The sequence below is a fragment of the Pseudomonas sp. F-14 TE3482 genome (assembly GCF_053629455.1).
On record NZ_JBRJII010000001.1, the window covers coordinates 771,011 to 796,452 of the forward strand.

A 25,442-nucleotide genomic window follows, 5' to 3' on the forward strand; every position below is an offset into this window, starting at 1 on the left:
GTTGGCTGCCAAGAAAAAACCTGCACCCAAGCGTGGCGCCAGCCGTTACCAAGCTCCTGCAAAGCAACCGATCCCGGGCTGGCTGTGGATGGCCATCGGCCTGACGGTCGGCGCGTTCATTGTGTTCCTGATGAAGCTGGAGCCGGGCAAGGGCAGCGATACCGTCAAGCGCGAGAAGATCGAGCAGCAGAAAGCCACCAAGATCGCCGAGGCCAACAAGACTCCGCCGAGCCCGACGCAACCGGTGAAGCCGAAGTACGACTTCTACACTTTGCTGCCGGAATCGGAAGTCATCGTGCCCCCGGACGCGGTGCCGGAGAAAACCCTGCCGACGCCACAAGTGCCGGCCATCCCGACCACGCCGGTGACGCCGGAGCAAGCGGCGAAGATCGACACGGCCCGGGCTCAAGCGGCATTGGCCGGCATCACCCCGCCGCCAGCGCCACCCGTGGCGAAAGCTGCGCCGGTGACCAAGTTCTTCCTGCAGGCCGGTTCGTTCCGCAAGGAAGCCGATGCCGACAAGGTGCGTGCGCAGATCATTCTGCTGGGTCAGGCCGTGGCGGTTGAATCCGGCACGGTGAAGGACGAGACCTGGTATCGAGTGCTGGTTGGCCCGTTCAGTAATCGCGAACAGCTGACTACCGCTCAGAAGCAACTGGCGGGCAGCGGCTTCAGCAACCTGTTGTTACAACAACGTCAGAGTCGCTGACCTAGCAGAAACAACCTGCTTTTGTGGCGAGGGAGCTTGCTCCCGCTGGAGTGCGCAGCACTCTCTAACCCGGGCACCGCGGTCCATCAGACAGACTGCGGTAGCTGGGTTTACGACTGCTGCGCAGCCGAACGGGAGCAAGCTCCCTCGCCACAGGGATTCACTTGCATCCTCCTTCAGCAAATGACAAACCGCTCGTCCCCCGCCGCGTCCTACAGTTGAAAAACGCTCCACCACCCCCATATGAGTTGGCATAAGGCATTTTCGCCCCGCTGCGTGGAGACTCTCCCTTGACCACCATCGTTTCAGTTCGCCGCCACGGCAAAGTCGTCATGGGCGGCGACGGCCAGGTTTCGCTCGGTAATACCGTGATGAAAGGCAACGCGAAGAAAGTTCGCCGCCTCTACCACGGCCAGGTTATCGCCGGTTTTGCCGGGGCCACCGCTGACGCCTTCACCCTCTTCGAGCGTTTCGAAGGCCAGCTCGAGAAACATCAGGGCCACCTGGTTCGCGCCGCCGTCGAACTCGCCAAAGAATGGCGCACCGACCGCTCCCTGAGCCGCCTCGAAGCGATGCTCGCGGTCGCCAACAAAGATGCCTCCCTGATCATCACCGGCAACGGTGACGTGGTTGAGCCCGAAGAAGGCCTGATCGCCATGGGTTCCGGCGGCGGTTACGCCCAGGCTGCCGCGAGTGCCCTGTTGAAGAAAACCGATTTGTCGGCGCGGGAAATCGTCGAAACAGCGCTCGGCATCGCCGGCGACATCTGCGTATTCACCAACCACACCTTCACCATCGAGGAGCAGGATCTCGCTGAGTAAGCCTGTTTTGGCCTAGCGCCACGGCTCACTTTTGCTTGAGGACCGCCAATTATTATGCCCATGACCCCCCGTGAAATCGTCCACGAACTCAATCGCCATATCATCGGCCAGGACGATGCCAAACGCGCCGTCGCCATCGCCTTGCGCAACCGCTGGCGCCGGATGCAGCTGCCCGAAGAGCTGCGCGTCGAAGTCACTCCCAAGAACATCCTGATGATCGGCCCCACCGGTGTCGGTAAAACCGAGATCGCCCGTCGCCTGGCCAAACTCGCCAACGCGCCGTTCATCAAAGTCGAAGCGACCAAATTCACCGAAGTGGGCTACGTTGGCCGCGACGTCGAATCGATCATTCGTGATCTGGCCGACGCCGCGATCAAGCTGCTGCGCGAACAGGAAATGACCAAGGTTCGCCACCGCGCCGAAGACGCCGCCGAAGAACGCATCCTCGACGCCCTGCTGCCACCGGCACGCATGGGCTTCAGCAACGAGGACTCCGCACCGTCCCAGGATTCCAACACCCGTCAGCTGTTCCGCAAACGCCTGCGTGAAGGTCAGCTGGATGACAAGGAGATCGAAATCGAAGTGGCCGAAGTGTCCGGCGTCGATATCTCCGCGCCACCGGGCATGGAAGAAATGACCAACCAGTTGCAGAGCCTGTTCGCCAACATGGGCAAGGGCAAGCGCAAAAACCGCAAGCTCAAGGTCAAGGAGGCGCTGAAACTGGTACGCGACGAAGAAGCCGGTCGCCTCGTCAACGAAGAAGAATTGAAGGCCAAGGCCCTGGAAGCCGTCGAGCAGCACGGCATCGTGTTCATCGACGAAATCGACAAGGTTGCCAAGCGAGGCAACTCCGGGGGCGTCGACGTGTCCCGTGAGGGCGTACAGCGCGACTTGCTGCCGCTGATCGAAGGCTGCACCGTCAACACCAAACTGGGCATGGTCAAGACTGACCACATCCTGTTCATCGCTTCCGGTGCGTTCCACCTGAGCAAGCCGAGCGATCTGGTGCCGGAGCTGCAAGGTCGCCTGCCAATTCGGGTCGAACTCAAGGCCCTGAGCCCGGAAGATTTCGAGCGCATCCTCAGCGAACCGCATGCATCGCTCACCGAGCAATATTGTGCACTGCTGAAAACCGAAGGCCTGCTCATCGAATTCCTCCCGGACGGCATCAAGCGTCTCGCCGAGATCGCCTGGCAGGTCAACGAGAAAACCGAAAACATCGGTGCCCGTCGCCTGCACACCCTGCTCGAGCGCCTGCTCGAAGAGGTGTCGTTCAGCGCCGGCGATCTGGCCAGCACCCACGAGGACAAGCCGATCCTGATCGATGCCGATTACGTCAACAGCCACTTGGGCGAATTGGCGCAGAACGAAGACCTGTCCCGTTATATCCTGTAGGTCACCTACTCTCCTGTGAGAACGTAACACCTGTAGGAGCTGCCGCAGGCTGCGATCTTTTCCGGCTGACGCCGAAGATCAGAAGATCGCAGCCTTCGGCAGCTCCTACACAACGTTCCACATAGACGGACGACCTGCCATGACCCAACTCCCCACCGACATCAAACTCCACAAAGCCTCGAAAACCCTGTCGCTCAAATACGCGTCCGGCGAGGAATATCACCTGCCCGCCGAGTTTCTTCGCGTGCACTCTCCTTCCGCCGAAGTCCAGGGCCATGGCAAACCTATCCTGCAATTTGGCAAGATCGGTGTCGGCCTGAGCAAGGTCGAACCAGCCGGTCAGTACGCACTGAAATTGACCTTCGACGACGGCCACGACAGCGGCCTGTTCACTTGGGAGTATCTGTACCAGCTGGCAGTGCGCCAAGAAGATCTTTGGAACGATTATCTTGCGGAACTCAAAGCGGCTGGAAAGACCCGTGATCCGAATGAATCGGTCGTCAAGCTGATGCTCTAATACAGGCCTCTGGCTGTTTAGAGGGCATTTTCTAATTCCATCTGTTTGAATGCTCCGCTGCGGCGTCAACGATTGGCCCGCTTGCGAAAAAAATTAAACTCGGGTAACCAATGGAGCTGGCAAGTTCCGTGCATTTGTAGCTATTCGCAATTAACGGTCACCCGAGCAGTAGTACCTGGCGTTTGCTGTGTGACTACACAGCTGGGCTCAGGTACTCGTCTCAGGACAATGGAGCGTCGTAGATGAGTAACAAGCTTAACGATGACTTGAAATTTCAGGCTTCGGAAAATACCTTGGGGCTGAATCCTGTTGTTGGACTACGTAGAAAGGATCTCTTGGGCTCTGCCCGCATGGTGCTGAGCCAGGCCATCAGGCAACCCATCCACAGTGCCAGGCATGTCGCTCATTTCGGCATCGAACTGAAGAACGTACTGTTTGGAAAATCCGAGCTTCAACCGCAAAGTGATGACCGTCGCTTCCTTGACCCGGCGTGGAGTCAGAACCCGCTCTATAAACGTTATTTGCAAACCTATCTGGCGTGGCGCAAGGAGCTTCACGCGTGGATCGATGACAGCAATCTTTCGCCCAAGGACGTCGCTCGCGGGCATTTCGTGATTAACCTCATGACCGAAGCCATGGCCCCGACCAACACGGCGGCCAATCCGGCGGCGGTCAAACGCTTCTTCGAAACCGGTGGCAAGAGCCTGCTCGACGGTCTCTCCCACCTGGCCAAGGATCTGGTGCACAACGGCGGTATGCCGAGCCAGGTCAACATGGGCGCGTTCGAAGTCGGCAAGAGCCTGGGCGTGACCGAAGGCGCAGTGGTGTTTCGCAACGATGTGCTGGAGTTGATCCAGTACCGACCGATCACCGAGCAGGTGCATGAACGCCCGCTGCTGGTGGTGCCGCCACAGATCAACAAGTTTTATGTTTTCGACCTGAGCCCGGACAAGAGTCTGGCGCGCTTCTGCCTGCGCAACAATGTGCAGACATTCATCGTCAGCTGGCGCAACCCGACCAAGGAGCAGCGTGAGTGGGGTCTGTCGACCTACATCGAAGCGCTCAAGGAAGCGGTCGACGTGGTCACCGCAATCACCGGCAGCAAAGACGTGAACATGCTTGGCGCCTGCTCCGGCGGCATCACCTGCACCGCCCTGCTGGGCCACTACGCGGCGATCGGCGAGAAGAAGGTCAACGCCCTCACCCTGTTGGTCAGCGTGCTGGACACCACCCTGGACAGCGATGTGGCCCTGTTCGTCGACGAGCAGACCCTCGAAGCCGCCAAGCGCCATTCTTACCAGGCCGGTGTGCTGGAAGGCCGTGACATGGCGAAAGTCTTCGCCTGGATGCGCCCGAACGACCTGATCTGGAACTACTGGGTCAACAACTACCTGCTGGGCAACGAGCCTCCGGTTTTCGACATTCTGTTCTGGAACAACGACACCACTCGCTTGCCGGCCGCGTTCCACGGCGACCTGATCGAGATGTTCAAAAACAACCCACTGATCCGCCCCAACGCACTGGAAGTGTGCGGCACAGCGATCGACCTCAAGCAGGTGACCGCCGACATCTTTTCCCTGGCCGGTACCAACGATCACATCACTCCGTGGAAGTCCTGCTACAAATCCGCGCAGCTGTTCGGTGGCAAGGTCGAGTTCGTGCTGTCCAGCAGCGGGCATATCCAGAGCATTCTGAACCCTCCGGGCAATCCGAAAGCGCGCTACATGACCAGCACCGACATGCCGGTCAAAGCCGAAGAATGGATGGAAAACTCCACCAAGCATACCGACTCCTGGTGGTTGCATTGGCAGGCGTGGCAGGCCGAGCGTTCGGGCAAACTGAAGAAATCCCCCGCCAACCTTGGCAACAAGGCCTATCCAGCGGGTGAGGCTTCGCCGGGTACATACGTGCATGAACGTTGAGCTTCAAATAACTCGCAGTCCGCGGCACTGGGAGGTGCCGCGATCTCTATCGATTACTCTCGAGGCCAGCCTCGAACATTCTGCGACGGCCCGGGACGGCTCGATCAGCGTTTAAAACCTACAGGGCTTCGTGCATGCCGCAACCGTTCGTCTTTCGTACCGTCAACCTGGATGGCCAGACCCTCCGCACTGCGGTACGCCCCGGCAAGCCCCACTTGACGCCCTTGCTGATTTTCAACGGCATCGGCGCCAACCTGGAGCTGATATTCCCGTTCGTCCAGGCTCTGGATCCGGACCTGGAAGTCATTGCCTTCGACGTGCCCGGTGTCGGCGGCTCATCGACTCCCAATCGACCCTATCGCTTTTCAGGCCTGGCAAAACTCACGGCGCGAATGCTCGACTATCTCGATTACGGGCAAGTCAACGTGATTGGCGTTTCGTGGGGCGGCGCTCTGGCGCAGCAGTTCGCCCATGACTATCCCGAGCGCTGCAAGAAGCTGGTGCTGGCGGCCACGGCGGCAGGCACCGTGATGGTTCCGGGCAAGCCTAAAGTGCTGATGATGATGGCCAGCCCGCGACGCTATATCCAGCCCTCCCATGTGATCCGCATTGCACCGATGATCTACGGCGGCTCGTTCCGTCGCGATCCGACCCTGGCAGCCAGTCACGCCGCCAGGGTTCGTTCGGCAGGCAAGCTCGGTTACTACTGGCAACTGTTCGCCGGCCTCGGCTGGACCAGCATTCACTGGCTGCACAAAATCCATCAACCGACCCTGGTATTGGCCGGCGACGACGACCCACTGATCCCGCTGATCAACATGCGCATGCTGGCTTGGCGAATTCCCAATGCCCAATTGCACATCATCGACGACGGCCATCTGTTCTTGATTACCCGCGCCGAAGCGGTGGCACCGATCATCATGAAGTTTCTCGAGGAAGAACGTCAGCGCGCAGTAATGCATCCGCATCCGGCGCCATCGGGCGGTTAACCGACCCCGACTTTTGTTTATGAAAAGGAGTCAGCAGGAGGCCGTGCCGCGCAACAACCCGCAACAACGTCTATGGTGTTTTGTTCGGGTGTGTTTGTTTTTGGCCTGATGACGAAGGAGTGTTAACTCATGCGCGACAAACCAGCGAAGGGCTCTTTGCCCACTCCCGCTGCATTCATCAATGCTCAGAGTGCGGTTACCGGTCTGCGCGGCCGGGACCTGCTTTCGACCTTGCGCAGCCTGGCCACCCACGGCCTGCGCAACCCGGTGTATACGGCCCGGCATGCCTTGAAGCTGGGCGGCCAGTTGGGCCGCGTATTGTTGGGTGAAACCCTTCATCCGACCAACCCGCAAGACAGTCGCTTTGCCGACCCGACGTGGAGCCTCAATCCTTTTTATCGCCGCAGCCTGCAGGCCTATCTGAGCTGGCAGAAAGAAGTCAAAAGCTGGATCGACGAAAGCAACATGAGCCCGGACGATCGTGCCCGCGCCCACTTTGCCTTTGCCTTGATCAATGACGCCGTGGCGCCGTCCAACACCCTGCTCAATCCGCTGGCGATCAAGGAATTTTTCAACTCCGGCGGCAATAGTCTGGTGCGGGGTATCGGCCATCTGGTCGACGATGTCCTGCACAACAACGGCCTGCCAAGACAAGTCACCAAACAAGCATTCGAGGTGGGCAAAACGGTCGCCACCACTACCGGCTCGGTGGTGTTTCGCAATGAGCTGCTGGAGCTGATCCAGTACAAGCCGATGAGCGAAAAGCAGTATTCCAAGCCATTGCTGATCGTGCCGCCACAGATCAACAAGTACTACATTTTCGATTTGAGCCCCAACAACAGCTTCGTTCAGTTCGCCCTTAAAAACGGTTTGCAGACCTTCGTTATCAGCTGGCGCAATCCCGATGTGCGTCATCGCGAATGGGGGTTGTCGTCTTACGTCGAAGCCACTGAAGAAGCGATGAATGTTTGCCGGGCAATCACCGGCGCGCGCGAGGTCAACTTGATGGGGGCCTGTGCCGGTGGGCTGACCATTGCCGCATTGCAAGGGCATTTGCAGGCCAAGCGACAGCTACGACGAGTATCCAGCGCGACCTACCTGGTCAGCATGCTCGACAGTCAGATAGACAGCCCGGCCACCCTCTTCGCCGACGAACAAACGCTGGAAGCGGCCAAGCGTCGCTCGTATCAGAAGGGCGTTCTGGAAGGTAGTGACATGGCCAGGGTGTTTGCCTGGATGCGTCCCAACGACTTGATCTGGAATTACTTCGTCAATAACTACCTGATGGGCAAGGAGCCGCCGGCGTTCGACATCCTCTACTGGAACAATGACAACACGCGTCTGCCGGCAGCATTTCATGGTGATCTGCTGGACTTCTTCAAGCACAACCCGCTGAGTCATCCTGGCGGGCTGGAAGTGTGCGGCACACCGATCGACCTGCAGAAAGTCACCGTCGACAGCTTCAGCGTGGCAGGCATGAATGATCACATCACCCCGTGGGATGCGGTGTATCGCTCGACATTACTGCTGGGGGGCGAGCGGCGCTTCGTGCTGTCCAACAGCGGTCATGTACAGAGCATTCTCAACCCGCCGAACAATCCGAAAGCCAACTACGTCGAGAATCCGAAACTGAGCAGCGACCCGCGGGCCTGGTATTACGACGCCAAGCGCGTCGACGGTAGTTGGTGGACGCAATGGCTGGACTGGATTCAGGAACGCTCCGGCGCACAACACGAAACCCGGATGACCCTCGGCAACCAGAACTATCCACCGATGGAGGCGGCACCCGGTACTTACGTGCGCGTGCGCTGACGTTTAACGAACCACGGCCACCAATGGCCGTGGCATGACTCGACCATTAAGAAGACTGGATGAAAACCCGCGACCGGATTCTCGAATGTGCCCTGCAGTTGTTCAATCAGAAGGGCGAACCGAATGTGTCCACCATGGAAGTGGCCAACGAAATGGGCATCAGCCCGGGCAACCTCTACTACCATTTCCACGGCAAGGAACCGCTGATCCTCGGACTGTTCGAGCGCTTCCAGGCCGAGTTGACGCCCTTGCTCGACCCACCGTCCGATGTGGAATTGGCGCCTGAAGATTACTGGCTGTTCCTGCACCTGATCATCGAACGCCTGGCCCATTACCGGTTTCTGTTCCAGGACCTGTCGAACCTTGCCGGCCGCCTGCCGAAACTGGCCAAGGGGATACGCAACCTGCTCAATGCGTTGAAGCGCACACTGGCTTCATTGCTGGCGCAATTGAAAGCTCAAGGTCAGTTGGTCAGTGACACCCAGGCGCTGGGGCAACTGGTGGAACAAATCACCATGACGTTGCTGTTCTCACTGGACTATCAGCGAATTCTCGACCGTGAAGGTGAAGTGCGACTGGTGGTGTATCAGATCATGATGCTGGTGGCGCCGCACTTGCTGCCGCCTGTCAAGGTTGCGACCGAGCGGTTGGCGTTGCAGTACCTCGAAGAGCATTAAGATCAAAAGATCGCAGCCTTCGGCAGCTCCTACAGGGAATTGCATACACCGGTAGGAGCTGCCGAAGGCTGCGATCTTTTTTCGACAGACGAGCCAAATCTTGAATCTTCAAAACAAAAACGCCCGACCTTCGCAGGCCGGGCGTTTTTTTAGTCCTGAAATCAGGACTGACTGGTTGGCGTCGATGGAGCCGGCGCAGCAGTCGGGGTTACAGCAGGTGTCGGAGCAGTGGCGGAGTTCGCCGTGCTGACCGGGGTTACCGGCTTGGCGGCAGCCACTACTGGTTTCGGTGCAGCCGCTTTCGGGGCGGCCGGTTTTTTCACTGCAGGCTTCTTGGCTGCTGGCTTTTTCGCAGCGGCGGGTTTGGCTGCTGCGGTTTTAGCTGCAGGTTTGGCCGCCGGTTTAGCGGCTGGTTTTGCGGCCGCTTTGGCTGCAGGTTTCGCCGCGGCAGTTTTGGTTGCCGGTTTGGCGGCAGCCTTGGCCAATGGTTTGGCTACGCTTTTGGCCGCTGGTTTGGCCGCCGCGGTTTTCGCCGCAACAGGCGCAACCTTGGCACCGGTGAGTTTTTCGATTTGCTTGGTCAGGGTATCGACCTTGCTGTGCAGTGCCTTGACCTCATTGCGGCTCGGTACACCCAGGCGCGAAATGGCGCTGTTCAGACGCTTATCGAAAGCCCCTTCCAGCTCATCCCATTTGCCCAGTGCACGATCTTTCACGCCGCTGATGCGCGACTTGGCCGACGAAGCGGAGTCCTTGGCGGCATCGACTTTCTTGCCGACAGCGCTCTTGGTGAGCTTCTCGGCTTTCTCGCCGTCCTTAACCAATGTATCGAAGAGCTTGCTGCCGTCAGTGTCGATCTTCGAGTACACGCCTAAACCAGCCAGCCAGATCTTGCGGGAGTAGTCTTCGACCTTCCCGATCCACGAGCTGCCTTCTTTTTCAGTATTCTTTTTACCAGCCATCCCGTTCTCCTTAAGATTTACGCGCGACACGTTCGAGCAATGCCGTCAGCTCATCGAGCTTAGCAGAGAGTGTCTCAACGTCATGTTTAGACGGAATGCCGATACGATTCAAGGCACTTGCGATACGTGTATCGAAAGCCCTTTCGACTTTGTCGAGTTGAAGTTCGACTTTGCCTTTGAAAGTGCTCACTTCACTCTTGGCTTCATCGATCTCGGCATTGGCCGCTTCAAGTTTTTCAGTGACTACTTTTTTGCCTTTCTTTTCAACAGCTTGACCAGCCTTGATCAGCTCTTGAACGTACTCGCTACCCTCTTGGCCGACCTTGGTATAAGCACCCAGGCCAGCAAGCCAGATCTTGCGGGCATACGATTTGACGTCGCCCAGAGCGTTAGTTTCAACGTCGACTTTTTTCTTCAAAATAACTTTGGCCATGGTGCACCTCACGCGCAGAAGGGTCGAGGAACTGCCCGCAGAGAGTCGGGCTCAGGCACAAAGTAGTGAGAATAATTAGAAACGGCACCCTAACAAGTGACACAAACCTTCGGGCGCACCACAAACAAATGTGGGAGCGGGCTTGCCCGCGAAGAGGCCTGTATATCCGCAATATCTCCTGCGGCAGGAATATCGTCTTCGCGGGCAAGCCCGCTCCCACAGGGTTTCTCATTTCACAGAAAGAATGGATCAAGCCAACGCTTTATCCAGAGCCCTTTCAATTTCCGATTTGATCGTGCCGCTCATGGCAGACATCAACAGGCCCAGTTCGACATCGACCTTGATCGAGTCCTCGCCCACATATACCGCCCCTTTTACGCCCGAGCGTCTGAGGTTCAGAGTGTCGCCAGACCACTGCGGCTCCAGGCCATATTGTTCGGACAGTTTCTGCGCCAACTTGTCGGCCTTCTCGCGGGCCGCTTCCTTACCCAGGCCGTGGGCACGCTCAACACTAATACGGGCCATCGAATGACTCCTGCTTTATCGTGACTTGCTCAAGACATCTTGACCCTGCATGCGTCAAAACGTCCCGGTAGTTGCCTATCTTACCTTCAGCCTTGCCAAGACAAAGCAGGCCACCGGGATTAGAATGTCCCGCATTCTCTTTTGGTGACAGCGATATGACTGATCAGCGCAAAGGCAGCGATGCCGAACCCACCACTCACTTCGGCTTCAAAAACGTTCCGGAAAGCCAGAAAGCGGAAAAAGTCGCTGAGGTTTTCCACTCGGTAGCCGCCAAGTACGACCTGATGAACGACCTCCTGTCGGGCGGCATGCACCGCCTGTGGAAGCGCTTCGCGATCGAGCTGTCGGGCGTGCGCACCGGTAACCGCGTGCTGGACATCGCCGGCGGCACCGGCGACCTGACCAAAAAGTTTTCGCACCTCGTTGGCCCGACGGGCCAGGTCGTTCTGGCCGACATCAACGAATCCATGCTCAAGGTCGGTCGTGACCGCCTGCTGGATCTGGGTGTGTCCGGCAACGTCGAATTCGTCCAGGCCGACGCTGAAAAGCTGCCGTTCCCGGACAACCATTTCGATTGCGTGACCATCGCTTTCGGCCTGCGCAACGTTACCCATAAAGAAGACGCCCTGCGCTCGATGCTGCGCGTACTGAAACCGGGCGGCCGTTTGCTGGTGCTGGAATTCTCCAAACCGACCAACGCACTTATGTCCAAAGCCTACGACGCCTACTCGTTCGCCTTCATGCCGCTGATGGGCAAGCTGATCACCAACGACTCGGAAAGCTATCGCTACCTGGCCGAATCGATCCGCATGCACCCGAATCAGGAAACCCTGAAGTCGATGATGGTCGAAGCCGGTTTCGACCGCGTGACGTACCACAACATGACCGCAGGCATCGTCGCCCTGCACCGCGGCATCAAGCCCTGATGCTGCTGGCCGGCCTGCTTGCCAGCGTTGAGCTCGGCCTGAACCGGGTGCTGCGTCTCGACAGCACGGCGCTGCCGCGGCTGGCGCATTTGAGTGGCAGGGTGATTGCCGTCGACTGCCGCAGCCCGGCGCTGCAACTGTTCATCCTGCCCAGCGATGAAGGCCTGATGCTCGCCTCCCAATGGGAAACCGGTGCCGACTGTACCTTGCGCGCACCGGCCTCAAGCCTGCTGAAACTGGCGACGAGCAAGGACAAGACTTCGGTTCTGCATGCGCCAGAAGTCGAACTCGACGGCGACAGCGGCGTGCTGCTGGAACTGGCGGCGATCCTTCAGGACCTTGAACTGGATTGGGAGTACGAACTCTCCCGCTGGCTGGGACCTGTGGCCACGCAACTGGTCGGCGGTCACCTGCGCAGTCGCGCACGCTGGTATCAGCAAGGGGTCGCCAGCCTGAACCAGAACCTGGGCGAATACCTGGCCGAAGAATCGCGCGCCCTCGTCGGTCAGCGCGAAGCTGACGCCCGTTTTAATGAACTGGACCAGATCAAGCTCGATCTGGAACGTCTCGAGGCGCGTTTCGAGCGCCTTTTCCGATCCCTCGACCCAAGCGATAACGCATGAAGCTGCTTGCCGTCCGCCGTTTGTTGCGCATCCAGCGCGTTGTGATTCGCTACCGCCTCGATGACCTGCTGTTCGCCCTGCCATTGCCCTGGTTTCTGCTGGCGCTGCGCTATGCCTTGCCGTGGCGCTGGTTTCCGCGCAAGACACTGGACCTGAGCCGTGGCGCGCGACTGCGCCTGGCGTTGCAGGACCTGGGGCCGATTTTCATCAAGTTCGGCCAAATCCTGTCCACGCGCCGCGACCTGCTGCCCGAAGACATCGCCGATGAACTGATGAAGCTGCAGGACCGCGTGCCGCCGTTCGACTCGCAAGTGTCGGTCCGGCTGATCGAAGAGCAGCTCGGCAAAAAAATCAGTGAAGTCTTCAGCCGCTTCGACGTCGAACCGCTGGCCTCGGCTTCGGTGGCACAAGTGCATGCCGCGCAGCTGAAAACCGGCGAAGAAGTCGTCGTCAAAGTGATCCGCCCGGGGCTGAAACCGATCATTGCCCAAGACCTGGCATGGCTGTTCATTCTTGCCCGCGCTGCGGAAAAACTCTCGGCCGACGCTCGCTTGCTGCACCCGGTAGACGTGGTCAGCGACTACGAAAAAACCATCTACGACGAACTCGACCTGCTGCGCGAGGCGGCTAACGCCAGCCAGCTGAAGCGCAATTTCGAGGGCTCGCCGCTGCTGTATGTGCCGCAAGTCTATTGGGACTGGTGCCGGCCGAAAGTGCTGGTGATGGAGCGCATCTACGGGATTCAGGTCACCGACCTCGCGACCCTGGCCGACCAGCGCACCGACATGAAAATGCTCGCCGAGCGCGGCGTGGAGATCTTCTTCACCCAGGTGTTCCGCGACAGCTTCTTCCATGCCGACATGCACCCCGGCAACATCTTCGTCAGCACCGTGCAACCGTGGAGCCCGCAGTACATTGCGATCGACTGCGGCATCGTCGGCAGCCTGACCCCGGAAGACCAGGACTATCTGGCGCGCAACCTGTTCGCGTTCTTCAAGCGTGATTACCGGCGTGTCGCGCAGTTGCACATCGATTCGGGCTGGGTGCCGGCGGAAACCAAACTCAACGAATTCGAAGCAGCGATCCGTACCGTGTGCGAGCCGATCTTCGAAAAACCGTTAAAAGATATTTCCTTCGGCCAGGTGCTGATGCGCCTGTTCCAGACCGCTCGACGTTTCAACATGGAAGTCCAGCCGCAGTTGGTCTTGCTGCAAAAAACCCTGTTGAACATCGAAGGCCTGGGCCGTCAGCTGTACCCGGACCTCGATCTGTGGAACACCGCCCAGCCGTTCCTCGAACGCTGGATGCGCGAACGCGTCAGCCCCAAAGCCTTGTTAGGTAACGTGCAGAGCCAGTTCGAGCAGATCCCGCACCTGGCCAACATGGCCCGCGACCTGCTCGAGCGCATGTCCCAGCCCCACGCCAACGACCCGCCTCCCCCTTGGCACAAACGCAAGGATGACTGGTTCCTGCGGTTGCTCGGCACCGCTCACCTGGCGGGTGGCACGATACTCGCCGCCGGTGGCCCGTTGAACGAACTGGGGCACTGGCCCGCCGGAATCATGGTGGCGGTCGGCTTGTATCTGGTCGTTCGCCGATAGCCAGTTGGATGATCGGCTGGCACACTGTTTGAACGCTGAATTTGAACATTGGCCTCAACTATTGAAGTAGAGCCCGCGTCGGAGTCGAAGATGAAAAACTGGCTGGACGAGATCAAGTGGGACGCCGACGGCCTGGTGCCGGCGATTGCCCAGGATCACAAGACCGGACGCGTCCTGATGATGGCCTGGATGAACCGCGAAGCACTGGAATTGACCGCCGCCGAGAACCGTGCCATTTACTGGTCACGTTCCCGTGGCAAGCTGTGGCGCAAGGGCGAAGAGTCCGGCCATGTGCAAACCCTGCATGAGATGCGCCTGGACTGTGACGCTGACGTGATCATCCTGATGGTTGAGCAGATCGGCGACATCGCCTGCCATACAGGCCGTCAGAGCTGCTTCTATCGCGTCTTCGAAAACGGCGACTGGAAAACCGTCGACCCGGTGCTGAAAGACCCGCACGCTATCTATTCCGCAGGACACAAACATGAGTGACACTTTGACCCGTCTGGCTCAAGTACTGGAAGAGCGCAAAGGCGCCGCCGCCGATAGCTCGTATGTCGCCAGCCTGTACCACAAGGGTTTGAACAAGATTCTGGAAAAAGTCGGCGAAGAGTCGGTCGAAACCATCATTGCCGCCAAGGATGCCGCCATCAGCGGTGACTGCAGCGATGTGATCTACGAGACCGCCGATTTGTGGTTCCACAGCATGGTCATGCTCGCCCAGTTGGGGCAGCATCCACAGGCTGTGCTCGATGAACTGGATCGTCGCTTCGGTCTGTCCGGACACGCCGAGAAAGCCTCTCGCCCGTCCGCCTGAACAACTATTAGAGAGGAACGCAACATGGGCATTTTTGACTGGAAACACTGGATCGTCATCCTGGTTGTCGTGGTGCTGGTGTTCGGCACCAAGAAACTGAAAAACCTCGGCACTGACGTGGGCGAGTCGATCAAGGGCTTTCGTAAAGCCATGAACGACGACGAGAAACCGGCCGACCCGACAGCGACCCCGGCCCAACCGGTTCCACCTGTTCAGCCACAGACCACACAGTCCGTGAACCCGCCGCACACCATCGACGTGCAGGCGCAAAAAGTCGAAGAGCCGATCCGCAAAGACTCGTGAGCACTGACTAATGTTTGGTATCAGCTTCTCTGAACTGCTGCTCGTCGGCCTCGTCGCCCTGCTGGTGCTGGGCCCCGAGCGTCTGCCGGGTGCTGCGCGCACCGCCGGCCTGTGGGTCGGGCGGCTGAAGCGCAGCTTCAACGCGATCAAACAGGAAGTTGAACGTGAAATCGGTGCCGACGAGATTCGCCGGCAACTGCACAACGAGCACATTCTGTCCCTGGAGCAGGAGGCGCGGAAGATCTTCACGCCGACTCAACAGGAGCCGACGCCGGTGGAACCTGTGGCGACGCAGACGATTCATGCGCCAACCGCCGAGGTTATGCCGACTGAAACGGTGAAAGCCGTTGAAACCGTACCGGTTGTTGCGCCTGTAGAACCGACTCCTCCCGCGGCTACGCCTGTTGCGCCAGCCCCTCATGACCCAACATTGCCGCCGCGAGCCCCATGAGCGATCTCCCCGAAAACGACCAGCACATGCCGCTGGTTTCGCACCTCACCGAGTTGCGCACTCGCCTGCTGCGTTGTGTCGTGGCGGTGTTCATCATTTTTGCCGGGCTGTTCGCCTTCACCCAGCAGATCTACACCTTCGTCTCCACGCCGCTGCGCCAGTACCTGCCGGCCGGCGCGACGATGATCGCCACCGACGTGTCGTCGCCGTTCCTGACGCCGCTGAAACTAACCATGATGGTCTCGCTGTTCCTGGCGATCCCGGTGATCCTGCACCAGATCTGGGGCTTTATCGCACCGGGCCTGTACAAGCATGAGAAGCGCATCGCAGTGCCATTGCTGGTCTCCAGCATTCTGCTGTTCTACACCGGCATGGCCTTCGCCTATTTCCTGGTGTTCCCGCTGATCTTCAAGTTCTTCGCCGCCGCCACCCCGGCCGGCGTGGAAATGATGACCGACATCACCAGCTACCTCGATTTCGTCATGACGCTGTTCTTCGCCTTCGGCGTGGCGTTCGAGATTCCGGTAGCTGTGGTGCTGCTGGTATGGATCGGCGTGGTCAACGTCGCCTACCTGAAGAAAATCCGCCCTTATGTGATCATTGGCTGCTTCGTGGTCGGCATGATCCTGACGCCGCCGGACATCTTCTCGCAGACGCTGCTGGCTGTACCGATGTGGTTGCTGTTCGAGATCGGCATCCTGTTCGGCAGCCTGATCAGCAAGCGTGGCGAGCACCCGGACGATCAGCCGGCTGACGATCACAACGACCAGCCGCCAGCGACCCAAGCGTGAACCTGCTGCTCCTCGAAGAGGCCGACTTCATTGCGGCCGACCGGGCGATCTTGCGCGATCGCCGGTTGACCCACATGCAGGAAGTCCACCGCTCGGTGGTCGGCGACAGCCTGCGAGTCGGGCGTATCGGCGGCTTGATGGGCTCGGCCGAGTTGCTGCGCCTGGACGCCGATGAAGCCGAGTTGCGCGTCACCCTCGACCAGCCGCCACCGGCCAAGCTGCCTCTGACTTTGGTGCTGGCTTTGCCGCGACCGAAAATGCTCCGCCGAGTGTTTCAGACCGTGGCCGCCATGGGTGTGCCGCGCATCGTGCTGGTGAACAGCTATCGCGTCGAGAAGAGTTTCTGGCAAACCCCGTTCCTGGAGCCCGAGGCGATTCGCGAGCAATTGATCCTGGGTCTTGAACAAGCCCGCGACAGCGTGCTGCCAGAGGTCGTCATCGAGAAGCGTTTCAAGCCCTTTGTCGAAGACCGTCTGCCGGCCATTACCGAAGGCACCCTCGGCCTGGTCGGTCATCCCGGTAACTACCCACCCTGCCCTCGCGGCCTGGACGAGCCAGTGACCCTGGCTATCGGCCCCGAAGGCGGCTGGATTCCCTACGAAATCGACTTGCTGGGCAAGGCTGGCCTGCAACCGGTGCAACTTGGTGACCGCATCCTGCGGGTTGAAACTGCCGTTACCGCGCTGCTTTCTCGTTTGTTTTAACGTCAAACACCCCTACCTGTGGCGAGGGAGCTTGCTCCCGCTCGGCTGCGAAGCAGTCGTAAAACCGGTGAATGCGGTCTTGCTGATAAAAAGCGCTGGCCGCTTCGCGCCCAAACGGGAGCAAGCTCCCTCGCCACAAGTGGTTACTCCACTACAGATCCCTGCCAGCCGGCCGATACAGTTCCCATAAAACCGATTAATGGTCCGAGGGAGTAGCAGCATGTACCGATGGCTGGCCGAGAAACTGGGAAATGTAAGCGTCAATCGCAAACTGGGTGTCGGCTTCGGTCTGGTGCTGCTTCTGACCTTGTTGATCACCTTCACCGGCTGGACCGGCCTGAGCGGTGTGATCAGCCGTGGCGATACGCTAGGGTTTATTTCCAGCCTCAATGAGCTGACCAAAGACCTGCGTCTCGCCCGCCTGGATTACGACATGCGCCGTGGCGAACAAGGCCCGGGCGCCGTCAACGAGCTGATCGGTCAACTCGATACCGGCCTGAAAACCGCCCGTACGCTGATCGAACAGCCTGCCGACGTGGCCATGATCGACCAGCAATTGGCCGCAGTCAGCGAGTACAAACGCGCCTTCGCTGATATGACTCAGGCCACCGCCACCCGCGAAGATGCTCGCAGCAAATTGGGCGCCACTGCCGATAACGCTGTGGCCCGGGTCGCTGAAGTCGAAAAATCCCTGCTGCAAGGCGACAGTGTCGCCCAGTTCAACAGCGTGATCGACCTGAGCAAACTGATCCAGCAAGCGCGTTTCCAGGTACGCGGCTACACCTACAGCGGCAAGCCCGAAGCCGAGCAGCCAGCGCTGGACGCCATCGGCAATGCTCTGAAAAACCTCGAAAGCCTGCCGTCTAAACTGCCGGAACAACACATCGCCAACCTGCAACAAGCGACCGACTCGCTCAAAGCCTATCGCGCGGCGGTCAGCCAATTCCGCGACTCCCAGGTCGCCAGCGCTGCCGCCCTCAAACGCATGAGCGCGCAAGGCGACATTCTGTTGGACGTCAGCAAAAAGCTCACTGTCTCGCAAACCGTCGCACGTGACACCGATGCGGCACATGCAAAAAACCTGCTGCTGTTGGCCACCGTCCTGGCGTCGGCCTTTGGTTTGTTCGCAGCCTGGGCCATCACACGCCAGATCGTCATTCCCCTGAGCCAGACCCTCAAAGTGGCCGAGCGTGTCGCCGCGGGCGACCTGACTCACAATCTCATTTCAGAACGTCAGGACGAACTGGGTCAGCTACAGCGCGCCATGCAAAGCATGACCCTGGGCCTGCGAGAACTGATCGGTGGCATCAGCGATGGCGTGACCCAAATCGCCAGCGCCGCTGAAGAGCTGTCCGCCGTCACCGAGCAGACCAGCGCCGGGGTCAACAGCCAGAAGGTCGAGACCGATCAGGTGGCCACCGCCATGCACGAAATGACCGCCACTGTGCAGGAAGTCGCGCGCAACGCCGAGGAAGCGTCCGAAGCTGCCATCGCCGCCGACCAACAAGCCCGCGAAGGTGACAGAGTGGTCGGCGAAGCCATCGCCCAGATCGAGCGCCTGGCCGTCGAAGTCGGCAACTCGACCGCCGCCATGGGCGATCTGAAACGCGAAAGCGACAAGATCGGCAGCGTGCTCGATGTGATCAAGTCCGTGGCCCAGCAAACCAACCTGCTGGCGCTCAATGCCGCCATCGAAGCCGCCCGCGCCGGTGAAGCCGGGCGCGGTTTTGCGGTGGTCGCTGACGAAGTCCGCAGCTTGGCCCAACGCACCCAGAAGTCCACCGAAGAAATCGAAGAGTTGATCGTCGGCCTGCAAACCGGCACTCAGCAAGTCGCGACCATCATGGACAACAGCCGCAGCCTGACTGACAGCAGTGTCGAACTGACCCGCCGCGCCGGTGGCTCGCTGGAAAGCATCACTCGAACCGTATCGGCGATCCAGTCAATGAACCAGCAGATCGCCGCCGCTGCCGAGCAACAGAGCGCCGTGGCTGAAGAGATCAACCGCAGCGTGCTGAACGTGCGTGATGTGTCCGAGCAGACCTCGGCAGCCAGTGAAGAAACCGCGGCCTCCAGCGTTGAGCTGGCGCGGCTGGGGACGCATTTGCAGATGCTGGTGGGGCGGTTCAAGGCCTGAGCTGATGCGGGCATCCCGGTTCGCTTGAAACCGGGGTGATGCCATCGCGGGCAAGCCCGCTCCCACAGGATCCGCGCCGAACACAAAGTTGTGCTCAGTCAGATCATCAGCCCAAAAAAAACCCCGCTTTCGCGGGGTTTTCGTTATGCCAATTGAGGCTGCACGCTCACAGGCTTGAGCGGCAACAGCGGCGCATGAGGATCGGCATCCACCGATGTGCGCCAGGCTTGCAGCCACTCGGCGTGGCCTTCGTTCCAGACTTGCTCATGCAAGCGACCCAGTGCCACCGGATCACTCAGCAGGGCCACGCGCTCGTCGTTGGTCAGCCCGGCAGGCCCGACCTTCATCGCATGGCGAACCCGCTCGATGCGCAACCATTCGATCGGCTCGGCCTGACGGTGACGAGACGTCGCCAGCGCACACGCCAAAGCGTTCTGCTGAGGATCGACCACCGACCGGACGAAGCCGTCGTTCAGTGCATGCCAACGGTTTTCGTGGGTGTACTGATCGGTCGCCAGCAATTCCTGTGGCGGGGCATATTCCTCAGGAATCAGGAACAGGCTTTCGTCACGGGACTTCAGGCCCAGGCCGACGCGACTGGAGATCACCGATACCGGGATCGACAACATCAGCGAACCGACGATCGGCACCAGCCACCACAGGAAGCTCGGGTTCAGCCAGATCACCAACAGGGCCCAGAAGAAGCCCAGCAAGGTTTGCGGGCCGTGGCGCTTGACCGCTTCACTCCACGGCGTGGAGTCATCGTCACGTTGCGGTGAGTTCCAGGTCGCGGCCCAGCCGAGGAACGCGGCGAGTACGAAACGGGTGTGGAAGATCATCCGCACCGGCGCCAGCAGCATGGAGAACAACATCTCCAGCAGCATCGACAGCGTCACCTTGAACTTGCCACCGAACTCTTTCGCGCCCTTGGCCCAGATCAGGATGATGCTCAGCAACTTCGGCAGGAACAGCAGCACGATGGTCGTCGAGAACAACGCAATTGCCTTGTCCGGCTGCCATTGTGGCCACAGTGGATAGAGCTGACGCGGTTCCAGGAAGTATTGCGGCTCCATCAACGTGTTGACCGCCAGCAAGGCCGTCGACAACACCAGGAACAAGAACCACAACGGCGCAGACAGGTACGACATCACGCCGGTCAGGAACACCGCACGGTGCACCGGGTGCATGCCTTTTACCAGGAACAGCCGGAAGTTCATCAGGTTACCGTGGCACCAGCGACGGTCACGCTTGAGTTCGTCCAGCAGGTTCGGCGGTAGTTCTTCGTAGCTGCCCGGCAAGTCGTAGGCAATCCATACGCCCCAGCCGGCACGGCGCATCAGCGCAGCTTCGACGAAGTCGTGGGACAGAATCGCACCGGCAAACGCGCCTTTACCGGGCAACGGCGCCAGGGCGCAGTGCTCGATGAACGGCTTCATGCGGATGATCGCGTTGTGACCCCAATAGTGGGATTCGCCCAACTGCCAGAAGTGCAGGCCGGCGGTGAACAACGGACCGTACACACGGGTGGCGAACTGCTGCATACGCGCATAAAGGGTGTCCATACCCGACGCACGCGGCGCGGTCTGGATGATCCCGGCGTCCGGCGTGGCTTCCATCAGGCGCACCAGACTGCTCAGGCATTCGCCGCTCATCACGCTGTCGGCGTCGAGCACGACCATGTACTTGTAGTCACCACCCCAACGACGGCAGAAGTCGTCGAGGTTGCCGCTTTTACGTTTTACGCGGCGACGGCGGCGACGATAGAAGATCTTGCCGAAGCCTTTGCCTTCACGGCAAACGTCCAGCCAGGCCTGCTGCTCGGCAACGCAGATATCGGCGTCGTTACTGTCGCTGAGTACGAAAAAGTCGAAGCGATCCAGGTTACCCGAGGCCGCAACCGATTCGAAGGTCGCCCGCAAACCAGCGAACACCCGCGGCACGTCTTCGTTGCAGATCGGCATCACCAGTGCAGTGCGTGCGTCCTTGGCGATCGGCTCGTTGCCGGCGCTGGCGCCGGAAATGCGGTACTTGTCACGACCGGTGATCAGCTCGAGGAAGCCCATCAGCGCAGTCCAGAAACCGGCCGAGACCCAGCAGAACAGAATCCCGAACATAATCAGAATGCTGGTTTGCAAGGCATATGGCAGCACTTGCGTGGCGGTTTGGGTCAGAGGTTGATGCAGGACTTCTTCAAGATCGACGAACGACCAGCCCTGGTACGGCATGATGCCTTTCATGTACCAGCCGGCGACGATCGTCTGACCGAGCATCAGCACCAGAAGAATGTAGCGTCGGATCGAACCGACGGTGCGCCAGCGAGCCGCCGGCAGCACGTTCTCATCCTTCGGTGGGGCCGGCGGATTGGTGCGACCGGTCAGCCGACGCCAGCCACGCACCAGAATGTTGGTGCGCCACGGCTCGGGCACGACTTTGGTCCGACGGATCGGTGGGGTTGCCTTCAGGCAAACCCGACCACTGGCGTCGAGCACCAGCATTTCCGCGTCCGCCAGTTCTTCGGCGGAGTTCAGGGTCAGGCGCCGGCCAACCGAGGCTTGAGCAGCATCGGTTGGCGCGTCGAACGTCGAGGACGACAGACGTTCGTGCAGTTCACTGAAAGACTTGCAGCCCGCGAGTTCCGCGCGCTGCTCGTCGCTCATCGGCAAATGCGCCAGGTACTCGGCAAGCGTTTGTGGCTGTACGTGTGAATTACTCATCGGCGGGCAACTGATAGCTCCAGGTCTCGGTCAGGACTTGTTCAGTCGGTGCCGATTCCGTTGTGGCTGGGGCCGCTTGGGCAGCGACAGGCTGCTTGGCGTCTTTGTTGTCCTTGTCCTTGGTATCCTTGACTTGCAGGGCTTGTGATTCAGCCTGCTTGGCTTCCTTGTCCTTCTTCTCTTGCTGGCGGGCGGCAATCTTGTCGGCCTTGGCAACGGAAGAACTGGACGCTGGCGCAGCGGTCTTGAGCGCCTCGGCAGGCGTGATGTTCTTGACCAGCGCAGCGCGCATTTCGGTGGCCTTGCCCGGATCCTTGATCTTCATCCGCAAAGTCAGGCGCCAGCCCTTGGTTTCAGGGTTGTAACGGACGCTGTTCTCAACCAGTTCTGCGTTGTCACCAACGCTCACCTGGCTGCGCACTTCAGCATCTTCCGGCAGCACTTGCAGGGACGGGCCTTGGAAATCCACCAGATAGGCCACGCTGCCGTCCGGCTGACGAATCAGGTTCGACTGCTTGACGTCACCCGTGGAACGCAGGGTCTGTTGAACCCAGGCGCTGTCCGGCGAATGCAGGGAGGCTTCGTCGATGGTCCAGTGCATGCGGTAGGCAACGTCCAGGGACTGGCCAGGCTCAGGCAGTTTTTCCGGGCTCCAGAAAGCGACGATATTGTCGTTGGTTTCGTCGGCCGTAGGAATCTCTACCAGATCGACGGAGCCTTTGCCCCAATCGCCTTTCGGTTCGATCCAGGCACTTGGGCGCTTGTCGTAGCGGTCATCGAGGTCTTCGTAGTGACTGAAGTCACGGCCACGTTGCAGCAAGCCGAAACCGCGCGGGTTCTCGATCGAGAAGTTGCTCACCGCCAGGTGTTTCGGATTGTTCAGTGGGCGCCAGATCCATTCGCCGTTGCCGGCATGGATCGAAAGGCCGCTGGAATCGTGCAGCTCGCGACGGTAGTTCAGCACTTTCGACGGCTGGTTGGCGCCGAACAGGAACATGCTGGTCAACGGCGCAACGCCGAGCTTGGTGACTTTGTCACGCAGGAACATCTTGGCTTTGACGTCGACGACCGTGTCGCTGCCTGGACGCAGGGTCAGGCGATAGGCACCGGTGGCACGCGGTGAATCCAGCAGGGCGAAGATCACCAGATGCTTGTCGCCCGGCTTCGGCTGTTGAATCCAGAACTCGGTGAAGCGCGGGAACTCTTCGCCGGACGGCAACGCGGTATCGATGGCCATGCCGCGAGCGGAGAGCCCGTAGGTCTGCCCCTTGCCGATGACGCGGAAGTAGCTCGCGCCAAGCATGGTCATGATTTCGTCTTGCTTGTCGGCCTTGTTGATCGGGTACAGCACACGGAAACCGGCATAGCCCAGCTGTTCGGTGGCTTTAGGATCGAACTTCACGTCGCCGAAATCGAAACGACTTGGGTCGTATTTGATCTCTTCGACGGTGTTGGCCGTGATTTCGTTGATTTTCACCGGCGTATCGAAGTGCATGCCCTGGTGATAGAACGACAGCTTGAAGGGGGTTTTCTGGTTCGCCCATTCGGCTTTTTCCGTGAGGAACCGGATTTTTTGATAGTCCGCGAATTTCATCTCGCGAAATTCATTCGGCAGGTTACTGCGCGGGGCTTCGTACTTTTGCCCGGCCAACTCTTTTGCCTTGACCGATACGTCATCCAGATTGAATGCCCAAAGTTGGCCGGCGCTGAACAGGCAGAGCAGTGCAGAGCCTGCTACCAGAGCGCTTCGAAACCGTTTGGCAGACAATTTTGGTGCATTACAGGGACTAACAATCACGAGCAACCCTCGCCGAAAACAGATCAAAAAACCAACGGCCAGTTAAAGTGCCAGCACGGTGTGCGGTGGAAAAAAACCGACCCTGCGAACGACTCTTGCCAAGTTGGCGAGCATTGTTCCGACTCCTATGGGGCAAAATGATTCCCCAACAGGTCTCGGACAAGTCTCTACCTAAGTCAAAACGGACCAACGAACGCTGATCCCCGTAGCGCGCGATTATCTAGCAGGCCGCGTTACAACGCATCAGGTGGAACCAAGTATTTATCGGGAAAAGCCTCGTTTTTCAGTCGAAATGCACTTAAAAAGATGTTTCAAGCGCTTTCACGTCTGTAACAGGAAGGTTACCGGGCCATCATTGACCAGATGCACCTGCATATCCGCGCCGAATCTACCTGATGCCACAGTGCCATGCATCTGTTTCGCTTTACCTGTTAGATAGTCGAACAGCTCCTCACCCAAACCTGGAGGAGCCGCAGTCGAAAAACTTGGGCGCAACCCGTTTTTGGTGTCAGCTGCCAGGGTGAACTGCGAGACCAGCAGCAACCCGCCGCCTACGTCCGCCAGGGACAGATTCATCTTGCCCTCGGCGTCGCTGAATACTCGATAGTTAAGCAGTTTATGCAGAAGTTTGTCGGCGCTGGTCCGCGTATCGTCGGGCTCGACCGCCACCAGCACCAGCAACCCCTGATCTATCGCGCCAACCACCTCTCCCGCAACCTCGACTCGCGCGCCACGCACGCGTTGTAGCAGGCCCTTCATGCTTCGTCAGGCGACAAGTCGAGCATACGACGGGCCATCAGATCGGCGGCGCGTACCAAGGCATCCGTAATACCTGTTTCGGACGCCGCATGGCCGGCGTCGCGAATCACCTGCAATTCGCTGTTCGGCCAGGCCTGATGCAGTTCCCAGGCGTTGTCCAACGGACAGATCACGTCGTAGCGACCATGGACGATGACGCCGGGCAGGTGGGCGATCTTGGCCATGTCGCGAATCAACTGGTTCGGCTCCAGGAAAGCATTGTTGGTGAAGTAGTGGCACTCGATACGGGCGATGGACAACGCACGCTGAGGCTCGGAGAAGCGGTCGACCACCAGCGGATTCGGCCGCAGGGTCGCAGTGCGCCCTTCCCACATGGACCAGGCCTTGGCCGCGTGCATCTGGGCGATCTGATCGTTGCCGACCAGGCGTTTGTGGAACGCCGACAGTAAGTCATGGCGTTCGTCCTGAGGGATCGGCGCGATGTAGTCCTGCCAGTAATCGGGAAACAAACGACTGGCGCCACACTGGTAGAACCACTCGATTTCCTGGGGACGGCAGAGAAAAATCCCGCGCAGAATCAAACCGTGCACGCGTTCCGGGTGGGTTTGTGCGTAGGCCAGGGCCAGGGTCGAACCCCAGGAGCCGCCGAACAGCACCCATTTGTCGATGCCAAGGTGCTTGCGAATCCGCTCCAGGTCAGCGACCAGATCCCAGGTGGTGTTGTTTTCCAGGCTGGCGTGGGGGGTGGAGCGACCGCAACCACGCTGGTCGAAAGTGACAATGCGATACAGGTTCGGATCAAAATACCGGCGGCTCTGGGCATCACACCCGGCGCCGGGGCCGCCGTGGATGAACACCACCGGCAAACCTTCCGGCGAACCGCTTTCGTCGACATACAGCGTGTGGGTTTTATCGACGGCCAGATCGTGCCGGGCGTGGGGTTTGATCTGCGGGTACAAAGTCTGCATTGCGCGCTCCGTAAGGGGTCGAGGTCATCCCTGGGGGGACTTCTATTATTCTGCCGTCCGGCATCATAAACCCGAATTACGTCAATGA

Annotated in this window: 25 protein-coding genes; 18 read left to right on the forward strand and 7 right to left on the reverse strand. The window is 59.4% G+C overall.

Features of this window, described 5'->3' with window-relative positions; translation table 11 throughout:
- Position 1 precedes the first annotated feature (1 nt).
- The 8 genes from AB7M26_RS03300 to AB7M26_RS03335 all read left to right on the forward strand — a co-directional run bounded on the left by AB7M26_RS03300 (position 2) and on the right by AB7M26_RS03335 (position 8,842).
- Complete coding sequence (locus AB7M26_RS03300; RefSeq protein WP_008009226.1) at positions 2 to 709, forward strand: SPOR domain-containing protein; 708 nt, start codon at positions 2 to 4, stop codon at positions 707 to 709.
- A gap of 290 nt (positions 710 to 999) precedes the next feature.
- The gene (gene hslV, locus AB7M26_RS03305) at positions 1,000 to 1,530 is read left to right on the forward strand and encodes an ATP-dependent protease subunit HslV (protein WP_007899242.1); all 531 of its coding nucleotides are present in this window, start codon (positions 1,000 to 1,002) and stop codon (positions 1,528 to 1,530) included.
- 54 nt (positions 1,531 to 1,584) lie between these two features.
- Complete coding sequence (gene hslU, locus AB7M26_RS03310) at positions 1,585 to 2,925, forward strand: ATP-dependent protease ATPase subunit HslU (protein WP_123499960.1); 1,341 nt, start codon at positions 1,585 to 1,587, stop codon at positions 2,923 to 2,925.
- Positions 2,926 to 3,064: 139 nt separating this feature from the next.
- Entirely contained in the window at positions 3,065 to 3,442 is a 378-nt protein-coding gene (locus tag AB7M26_RS03315) for a gamma-butyrobetaine hydroxylase-like domain-containing protein (RefSeq protein WP_008009230.1), read from the forward strand.
- Positions 3,443 to 3,684: 242 nt separating this feature from the next.
- A complete protein-coding gene (gene phaC, locus AB7M26_RS03320; RefSeq protein WP_123499962.1) occupies positions 3,685 to 5,364 on the forward strand; it encodes a class II poly(R)-hydroxyalkanoic acid synthase in 1,680 nt (559 codons plus the stop codon).
- 134 nt (positions 5,365 to 5,498) lie between these two features.
- Positions 5,499 to 6,353 carry a poly(3-hydroxyalkanoate) depolymerase gene (gene phaZ / locus AB7M26_RS03325; RefSeq protein WP_008067658.1) on the forward strand — a complete coding sequence of 285 codons (855 nt, stop codon included), beginning with the start codon at positions 5,499 to 5,501 and terminating at the stop codon, positions 6,351 to 6,353.
- Between the two features lie 129 nt (positions 6,354 to 6,482).
- The gene (phaC, locus tag AB7M26_RS03330) at positions 6,483 to 8,165 is read left to right on the forward strand and encodes a class II poly(R)-hydroxyalkanoic acid synthase (protein WP_123499964.1); all 1,683 of its coding nucleotides are present in this window, start codon (positions 6,483 to 6,485) and stop codon (positions 8,163 to 8,165) included.
- Between the two features lie 59 nt (positions 8,166 to 8,224).
- Positions 8,225 to 8,842, forward strand: a complete 618-nt coding sequence (locus AB7M26_RS03335) for a TetR/AcrR family transcriptional regulator (RefSeq protein ID WP_123499966.1) — start codon at positions 8,225 to 8,227, stop codon at positions 8,840 to 8,842.
- Between the two features lie 161 nt (positions 8,843 to 9,003).
- On the opposite strand, the gene AB7M26_RS03340 is transcribed toward AB7M26_RS03335, so the two are convergent.
- The 3 genes from AB7M26_RS03340 to AB7M26_RS03350 all read right to left on the reverse strand — a co-directional run bounded on the left by AB7M26_RS03340 (position 9,004) and on the right by AB7M26_RS03350 (position 10,762).
- Complete coding sequence (locus tag AB7M26_RS03340) at positions 9,004 to 9,804, reverse strand: phasin family protein (RefSeq protein WP_123499968.1); 801 nt, start codon at positions 9,802 to 9,804, stop codon at positions 9,004 to 9,006.
- A 10-nt stretch (positions 9,805 to 9,814) separates the two neighbouring features.
- Positions 9,815 to 10,237 (reverse strand): phasin family protein, encoded by a 423-nt coding sequence (locus AB7M26_RS03345; RefSeq protein WP_007899266.1) that lies wholly within the window; start codon positions 10,235 to 10,237, stop codon positions 9,815 to 9,817.
- A 249-nt stretch (positions 10,238 to 10,486) separates the two neighbouring features.
- Positions 10,487 to 10,762: a polyhydroxyalkanoic acid system family protein gene (locus AB7M26_RS03350; protein WP_007899268.1), complete on the reverse strand. Its 276-nt coding sequence runs from the start codon at positions 10,760 to 10,762 to the stop codon at positions 10,487 to 10,489.
- 155 nt (positions 10,763 to 10,917) lie between these two features.
- On the opposite strand from AB7M26_RS03350, the gene ubiE reads away from it, so the two are divergent.
- The 10 genes from ubiE (at position 10,918) to AB7M26_RS03400 (ending at position 19,115) form a co-directional block, all read left to right on the forward strand.
- Positions 10,918 to 11,688 carry a bifunctional demethylmenaquinone methyltransferase/2-methoxy-6-polyprenyl-1,4-benzoquinol methylase UbiE gene (gene ubiE / locus AB7M26_RS03355; protein WP_123499969.1) on the forward strand — a complete coding sequence of 257 codons (771 nt, stop codon included), beginning with the start codon at positions 10,918 to 10,920 and terminating at the stop codon, positions 11,686 to 11,688.
- A complete protein-coding gene (locus AB7M26_RS03360; RefSeq protein WP_123499971.1) occupies positions 11,688 to 12,311 on the forward strand; it encodes a ubiquinone biosynthesis accessory factor UbiJ in 624 nt (207 codons plus the stop codon). Before ubiE ends, AB7M26_RS03360 begins: the two co-directional genes overlap by 1 nt.
- Positions 12,308 to 13,912: a ubiquinone biosynthesis regulatory protein kinase UbiB gene (gene ubiB, locus AB7M26_RS03365; protein WP_123499973.1), complete on the forward strand. Its 1,605-nt coding sequence runs from the start codon at positions 12,308 to 12,310 to the stop codon at positions 13,910 to 13,912. The genes AB7M26_RS03360 and ubiB overlap by 4 nt, the downstream gene beginning before the upstream one ends.
- A 90-nt stretch (positions 13,913 to 14,002) precedes the next feature.
- Positions 14,003 to 14,404: a phosphoribosyl-AMP cyclohydrolase gene (gene hisI, locus AB7M26_RS03370; RefSeq protein ID WP_007909357.1), complete on the forward strand. Its 402-nt coding sequence runs from the start codon at positions 14,003 to 14,005 to the stop codon at positions 14,402 to 14,404.
- A complete protein-coding gene (locus tag AB7M26_RS03375) occupies positions 14,397 to 14,729 on the forward strand; it encodes a phosphoribosyl-ATP diphosphatase (protein ID WP_007899279.1) in 333 nt (110 codons plus the stop codon). The genes hisI and AB7M26_RS03375 overlap by 8 nt, the downstream gene beginning before the upstream one ends.
- A gap of 24 nt (positions 14,730 to 14,753) precedes the next feature.
- Positions 14,754 to 15,032, forward strand: coding sequence for a twin-arginine translocase TatA/TatE family subunit (locus tag AB7M26_RS03380; RefSeq protein WP_123358799.1), 279 nt, complete (start codon positions 14,754 to 14,756; stop codon positions 15,030 to 15,032).
- A gap of 10 nt (positions 15,033 to 15,042) precedes the next feature.
- Positions 15,043 to 15,483: a Sec-independent protein translocase protein TatB gene (gene tatB / locus AB7M26_RS03385; RefSeq protein WP_123499975.1), complete on the forward strand. Its 441-nt coding sequence runs from the start codon at positions 15,043 to 15,045 to the stop codon at positions 15,481 to 15,483.
- Complete coding sequence (tatC, locus tag AB7M26_RS03390; RefSeq protein WP_007899282.1) at positions 15,480 to 16,274, forward strand: twin-arginine translocase subunit TatC; 795 nt, start codon at positions 15,480 to 15,482, stop codon at positions 16,272 to 16,274. The genes tatB and tatC overlap by 4 nt, the downstream gene beginning before the upstream one ends.
- Positions 16,271 to 16,978, forward strand: coding sequence for a 16S rRNA (uracil(1498)-N(3))-methyltransferase (locus AB7M26_RS03395; protein ID WP_008005066.1), 708 nt, complete (start codon positions 16,271 to 16,273; stop codon positions 16,976 to 16,978). The genes tatC and AB7M26_RS03395 overlap by 4 nt, the downstream gene beginning before the upstream one ends.
- A gap of 220 nt (positions 16,979 to 17,198) precedes the next feature.
- Positions 17,199 to 19,115, forward strand: a complete 1,917-nt coding sequence (locus tag AB7M26_RS03400) for a methyl-accepting chemotaxis protein (RefSeq protein WP_429387917.1) — start codon at positions 17,199 to 17,201, stop codon at positions 19,113 to 19,115.
- A 143-nt stretch (positions 19,116 to 19,258) separates the two neighbouring features.
- On the opposite strand, the gene mdoH is transcribed toward AB7M26_RS03400, so the two are convergent.
- The 4 genes from mdoH to pip all read right to left on the reverse strand — a co-directional run bounded on the left by mdoH (position 19,259) and on the right by pip (position 25,354).
- Positions 19,259 to 21,829 (reverse strand): glucans biosynthesis glucosyltransferase MdoH, encoded by a 2,571-nt coding sequence (gene mdoH / locus AB7M26_RS03405; protein WP_123499979.1) that lies wholly within the window; start codon positions 21,827 to 21,829, stop codon positions 19,259 to 19,261.
- Positions 21,822 to 23,627, reverse strand: coding sequence for a glucan biosynthesis protein G (locus AB7M26_RS03410; RefSeq protein ID WP_123499981.1), 1,806 nt, complete (start codon positions 23,625 to 23,627; stop codon positions 21,822 to 21,824). The genes mdoH and AB7M26_RS03410 overlap by 8 nt, the downstream gene beginning before the upstream one ends.
- 321 nt (positions 23,628 to 23,948) lie before the next feature.
- On the reverse strand, positions 23,949 to 24,386 hold the full coding sequence (dtd, locus tag AB7M26_RS03415; RefSeq protein ID WP_123499983.1) for a D-aminoacyl-tRNA deacylase: 438 nt from the start codon (positions 24,384 to 24,386) through the stop codon (positions 23,949 to 23,951).
- Positions 24,383 to 25,354 carry a prolyl aminopeptidase gene (gene pip / locus AB7M26_RS03420; RefSeq protein ID WP_008068824.1) on the reverse strand — a complete coding sequence of 324 codons (972 nt, stop codon included), beginning with the start codon at positions 25,352 to 25,354 and terminating at the stop codon, positions 24,383 to 24,385. Before pip ends, dtd begins: the two co-directional genes overlap by 4 nt.
- Positions 25,355 to 25,442 lie beyond the last annotated feature (88 nt).

Excerpts from the sequence above, each read along its gene's own strand:
- phaC (WP_123499962.1), top strand. The coding sequence starts at position 3,685 with ATGAGTAACAAGCTTAACGATGACTTGAAATTTCAGGCTTCGGAAAAT.
- hisI (WP_007909357.1), top strand. The coding sequence starts at position 14,003 with ATGAAAAACTGGCTGGACGAGATCAAGTGGGACGCCGACGGCCTGGTG.
- AB7M26_RS03340 (WP_123499968.1), bottom strand. The coding sequence starts at position 9,804 with ATGGCTGGTAAAAAGAATACTGAAAAAGAAGGCAGCTCGTGGATCGGG.
- AB7M26_RS03335 (WP_123499966.1), top strand. The coding sequence starts at position 8,225 with ATGAAAACCCGCGACCGGATTCTCGAATGTGCCCTGCAGTTGTTCAAT.
- ubiE (WP_123499969.1), top strand. The coding sequence starts at position 10,918 with ATGACTGATCAGCGCAAAGGCAGCGATGCCGAACCCACCACTCACTTC.
- dtd (WP_123499983.1), bottom strand. The coding sequence starts at position 24,386 with ATGAAGGGCCTGCTACAACGCGTGCGTGGCGCGCGAGTCGAGGTTGCG.
- AB7M26_RS03350 (WP_007899268.1), bottom strand. The coding sequence starts at position 10,762 with ATGGCCCGTATTAGTGTTGAGCGTGCCCACGGCCTGGGTAAGGAAGCG.
- AB7M26_RS03315 (WP_008009230.1), top strand. The coding sequence starts at position 3,065 with ATGACCCAACTCCCCACCGACATCAAACTCCACAAAGCCTCGAAAACC.
- hslU (WP_123499960.1), top strand. The coding sequence starts at position 1,585 with ATGCCCATGACCCCCCGTGAAATCGTCCACGAACTCAATCGCCATATC.
- AB7M26_RS03345 (WP_007899266.1), bottom strand. The coding sequence starts at position 10,237 with ATGGCCAAAGTTATTTTGAAGAAAAAAGTCGACGTTGAAACTAACGCT.
- AB7M26_RS03400 (WP_429387917.1), top strand. The coding sequence starts at position 17,199 with ATGTACCGATGGCTGGCCGAGAAACTGGGAAATGTAAGCGTCAATCGC.
- pip (WP_008068824.1), bottom strand. The coding sequence starts at position 25,354 with ATGCAGACTTTGTACCCGCAGATCAAACCCCACGCCCGGCACGATCTG.
- tatC (WP_007899282.1), top strand. The coding sequence starts at position 15,480 with ATGAGCGATCTCCCCGAAAACGACCAGCACATGCCGCTGGTTTCGCAC.
- phaZ (WP_008067658.1), top strand. The coding sequence starts at position 5,499 with ATGCCGCAACCGTTCGTCTTTCGTACCGTCAACCTGGATGGCCAGACC.
- phaC (WP_123499964.1), top strand. The coding sequence starts at position 6,483 with ATGCGCGACAAACCAGCGAAGGGCTCTTTGCCCACTCCCGCTGCATTC.
- tatB (WP_123499975.1), top strand. The coding sequence starts at position 15,043 with ATGTTTGGTATCAGCTTCTCTGAACTGCTGCTCGTCGGCCTCGTCGCC.
- AB7M26_RS03380 (WP_123358799.1), top strand. The coding sequence starts at position 14,754 with ATGGGCATTTTTGACTGGAAACACTGGATCGTCATCCTGGTTGTCGTG.
- AB7M26_RS03375 (WP_007899279.1), top strand. The coding sequence starts at position 14,397 with ATGAGTGACACTTTGACCCGTCTGGCTCAAGTACTGGAAGAGCGCAAA.
- mdoH (WP_123499979.1), bottom strand. The coding sequence starts at position 21,829 with ATGAGTAATTCACACGTACAGCCACAAACGCTTGCCGAGTACCTGGCG.
- ubiB (WP_123499973.1), top strand. The coding sequence starts at position 12,308 with ATGAAGCTGCTTGCCGTCCGCCGTTTGTTGCGCATCCAGCGCGTTGTG.
- AB7M26_RS03360 (WP_123499971.1), top strand. The coding sequence starts at position 11,688 with ATGCTGCTGGCCGGCCTGCTTGCCAGCGTTGAGCTCGGCCTGAACCGG.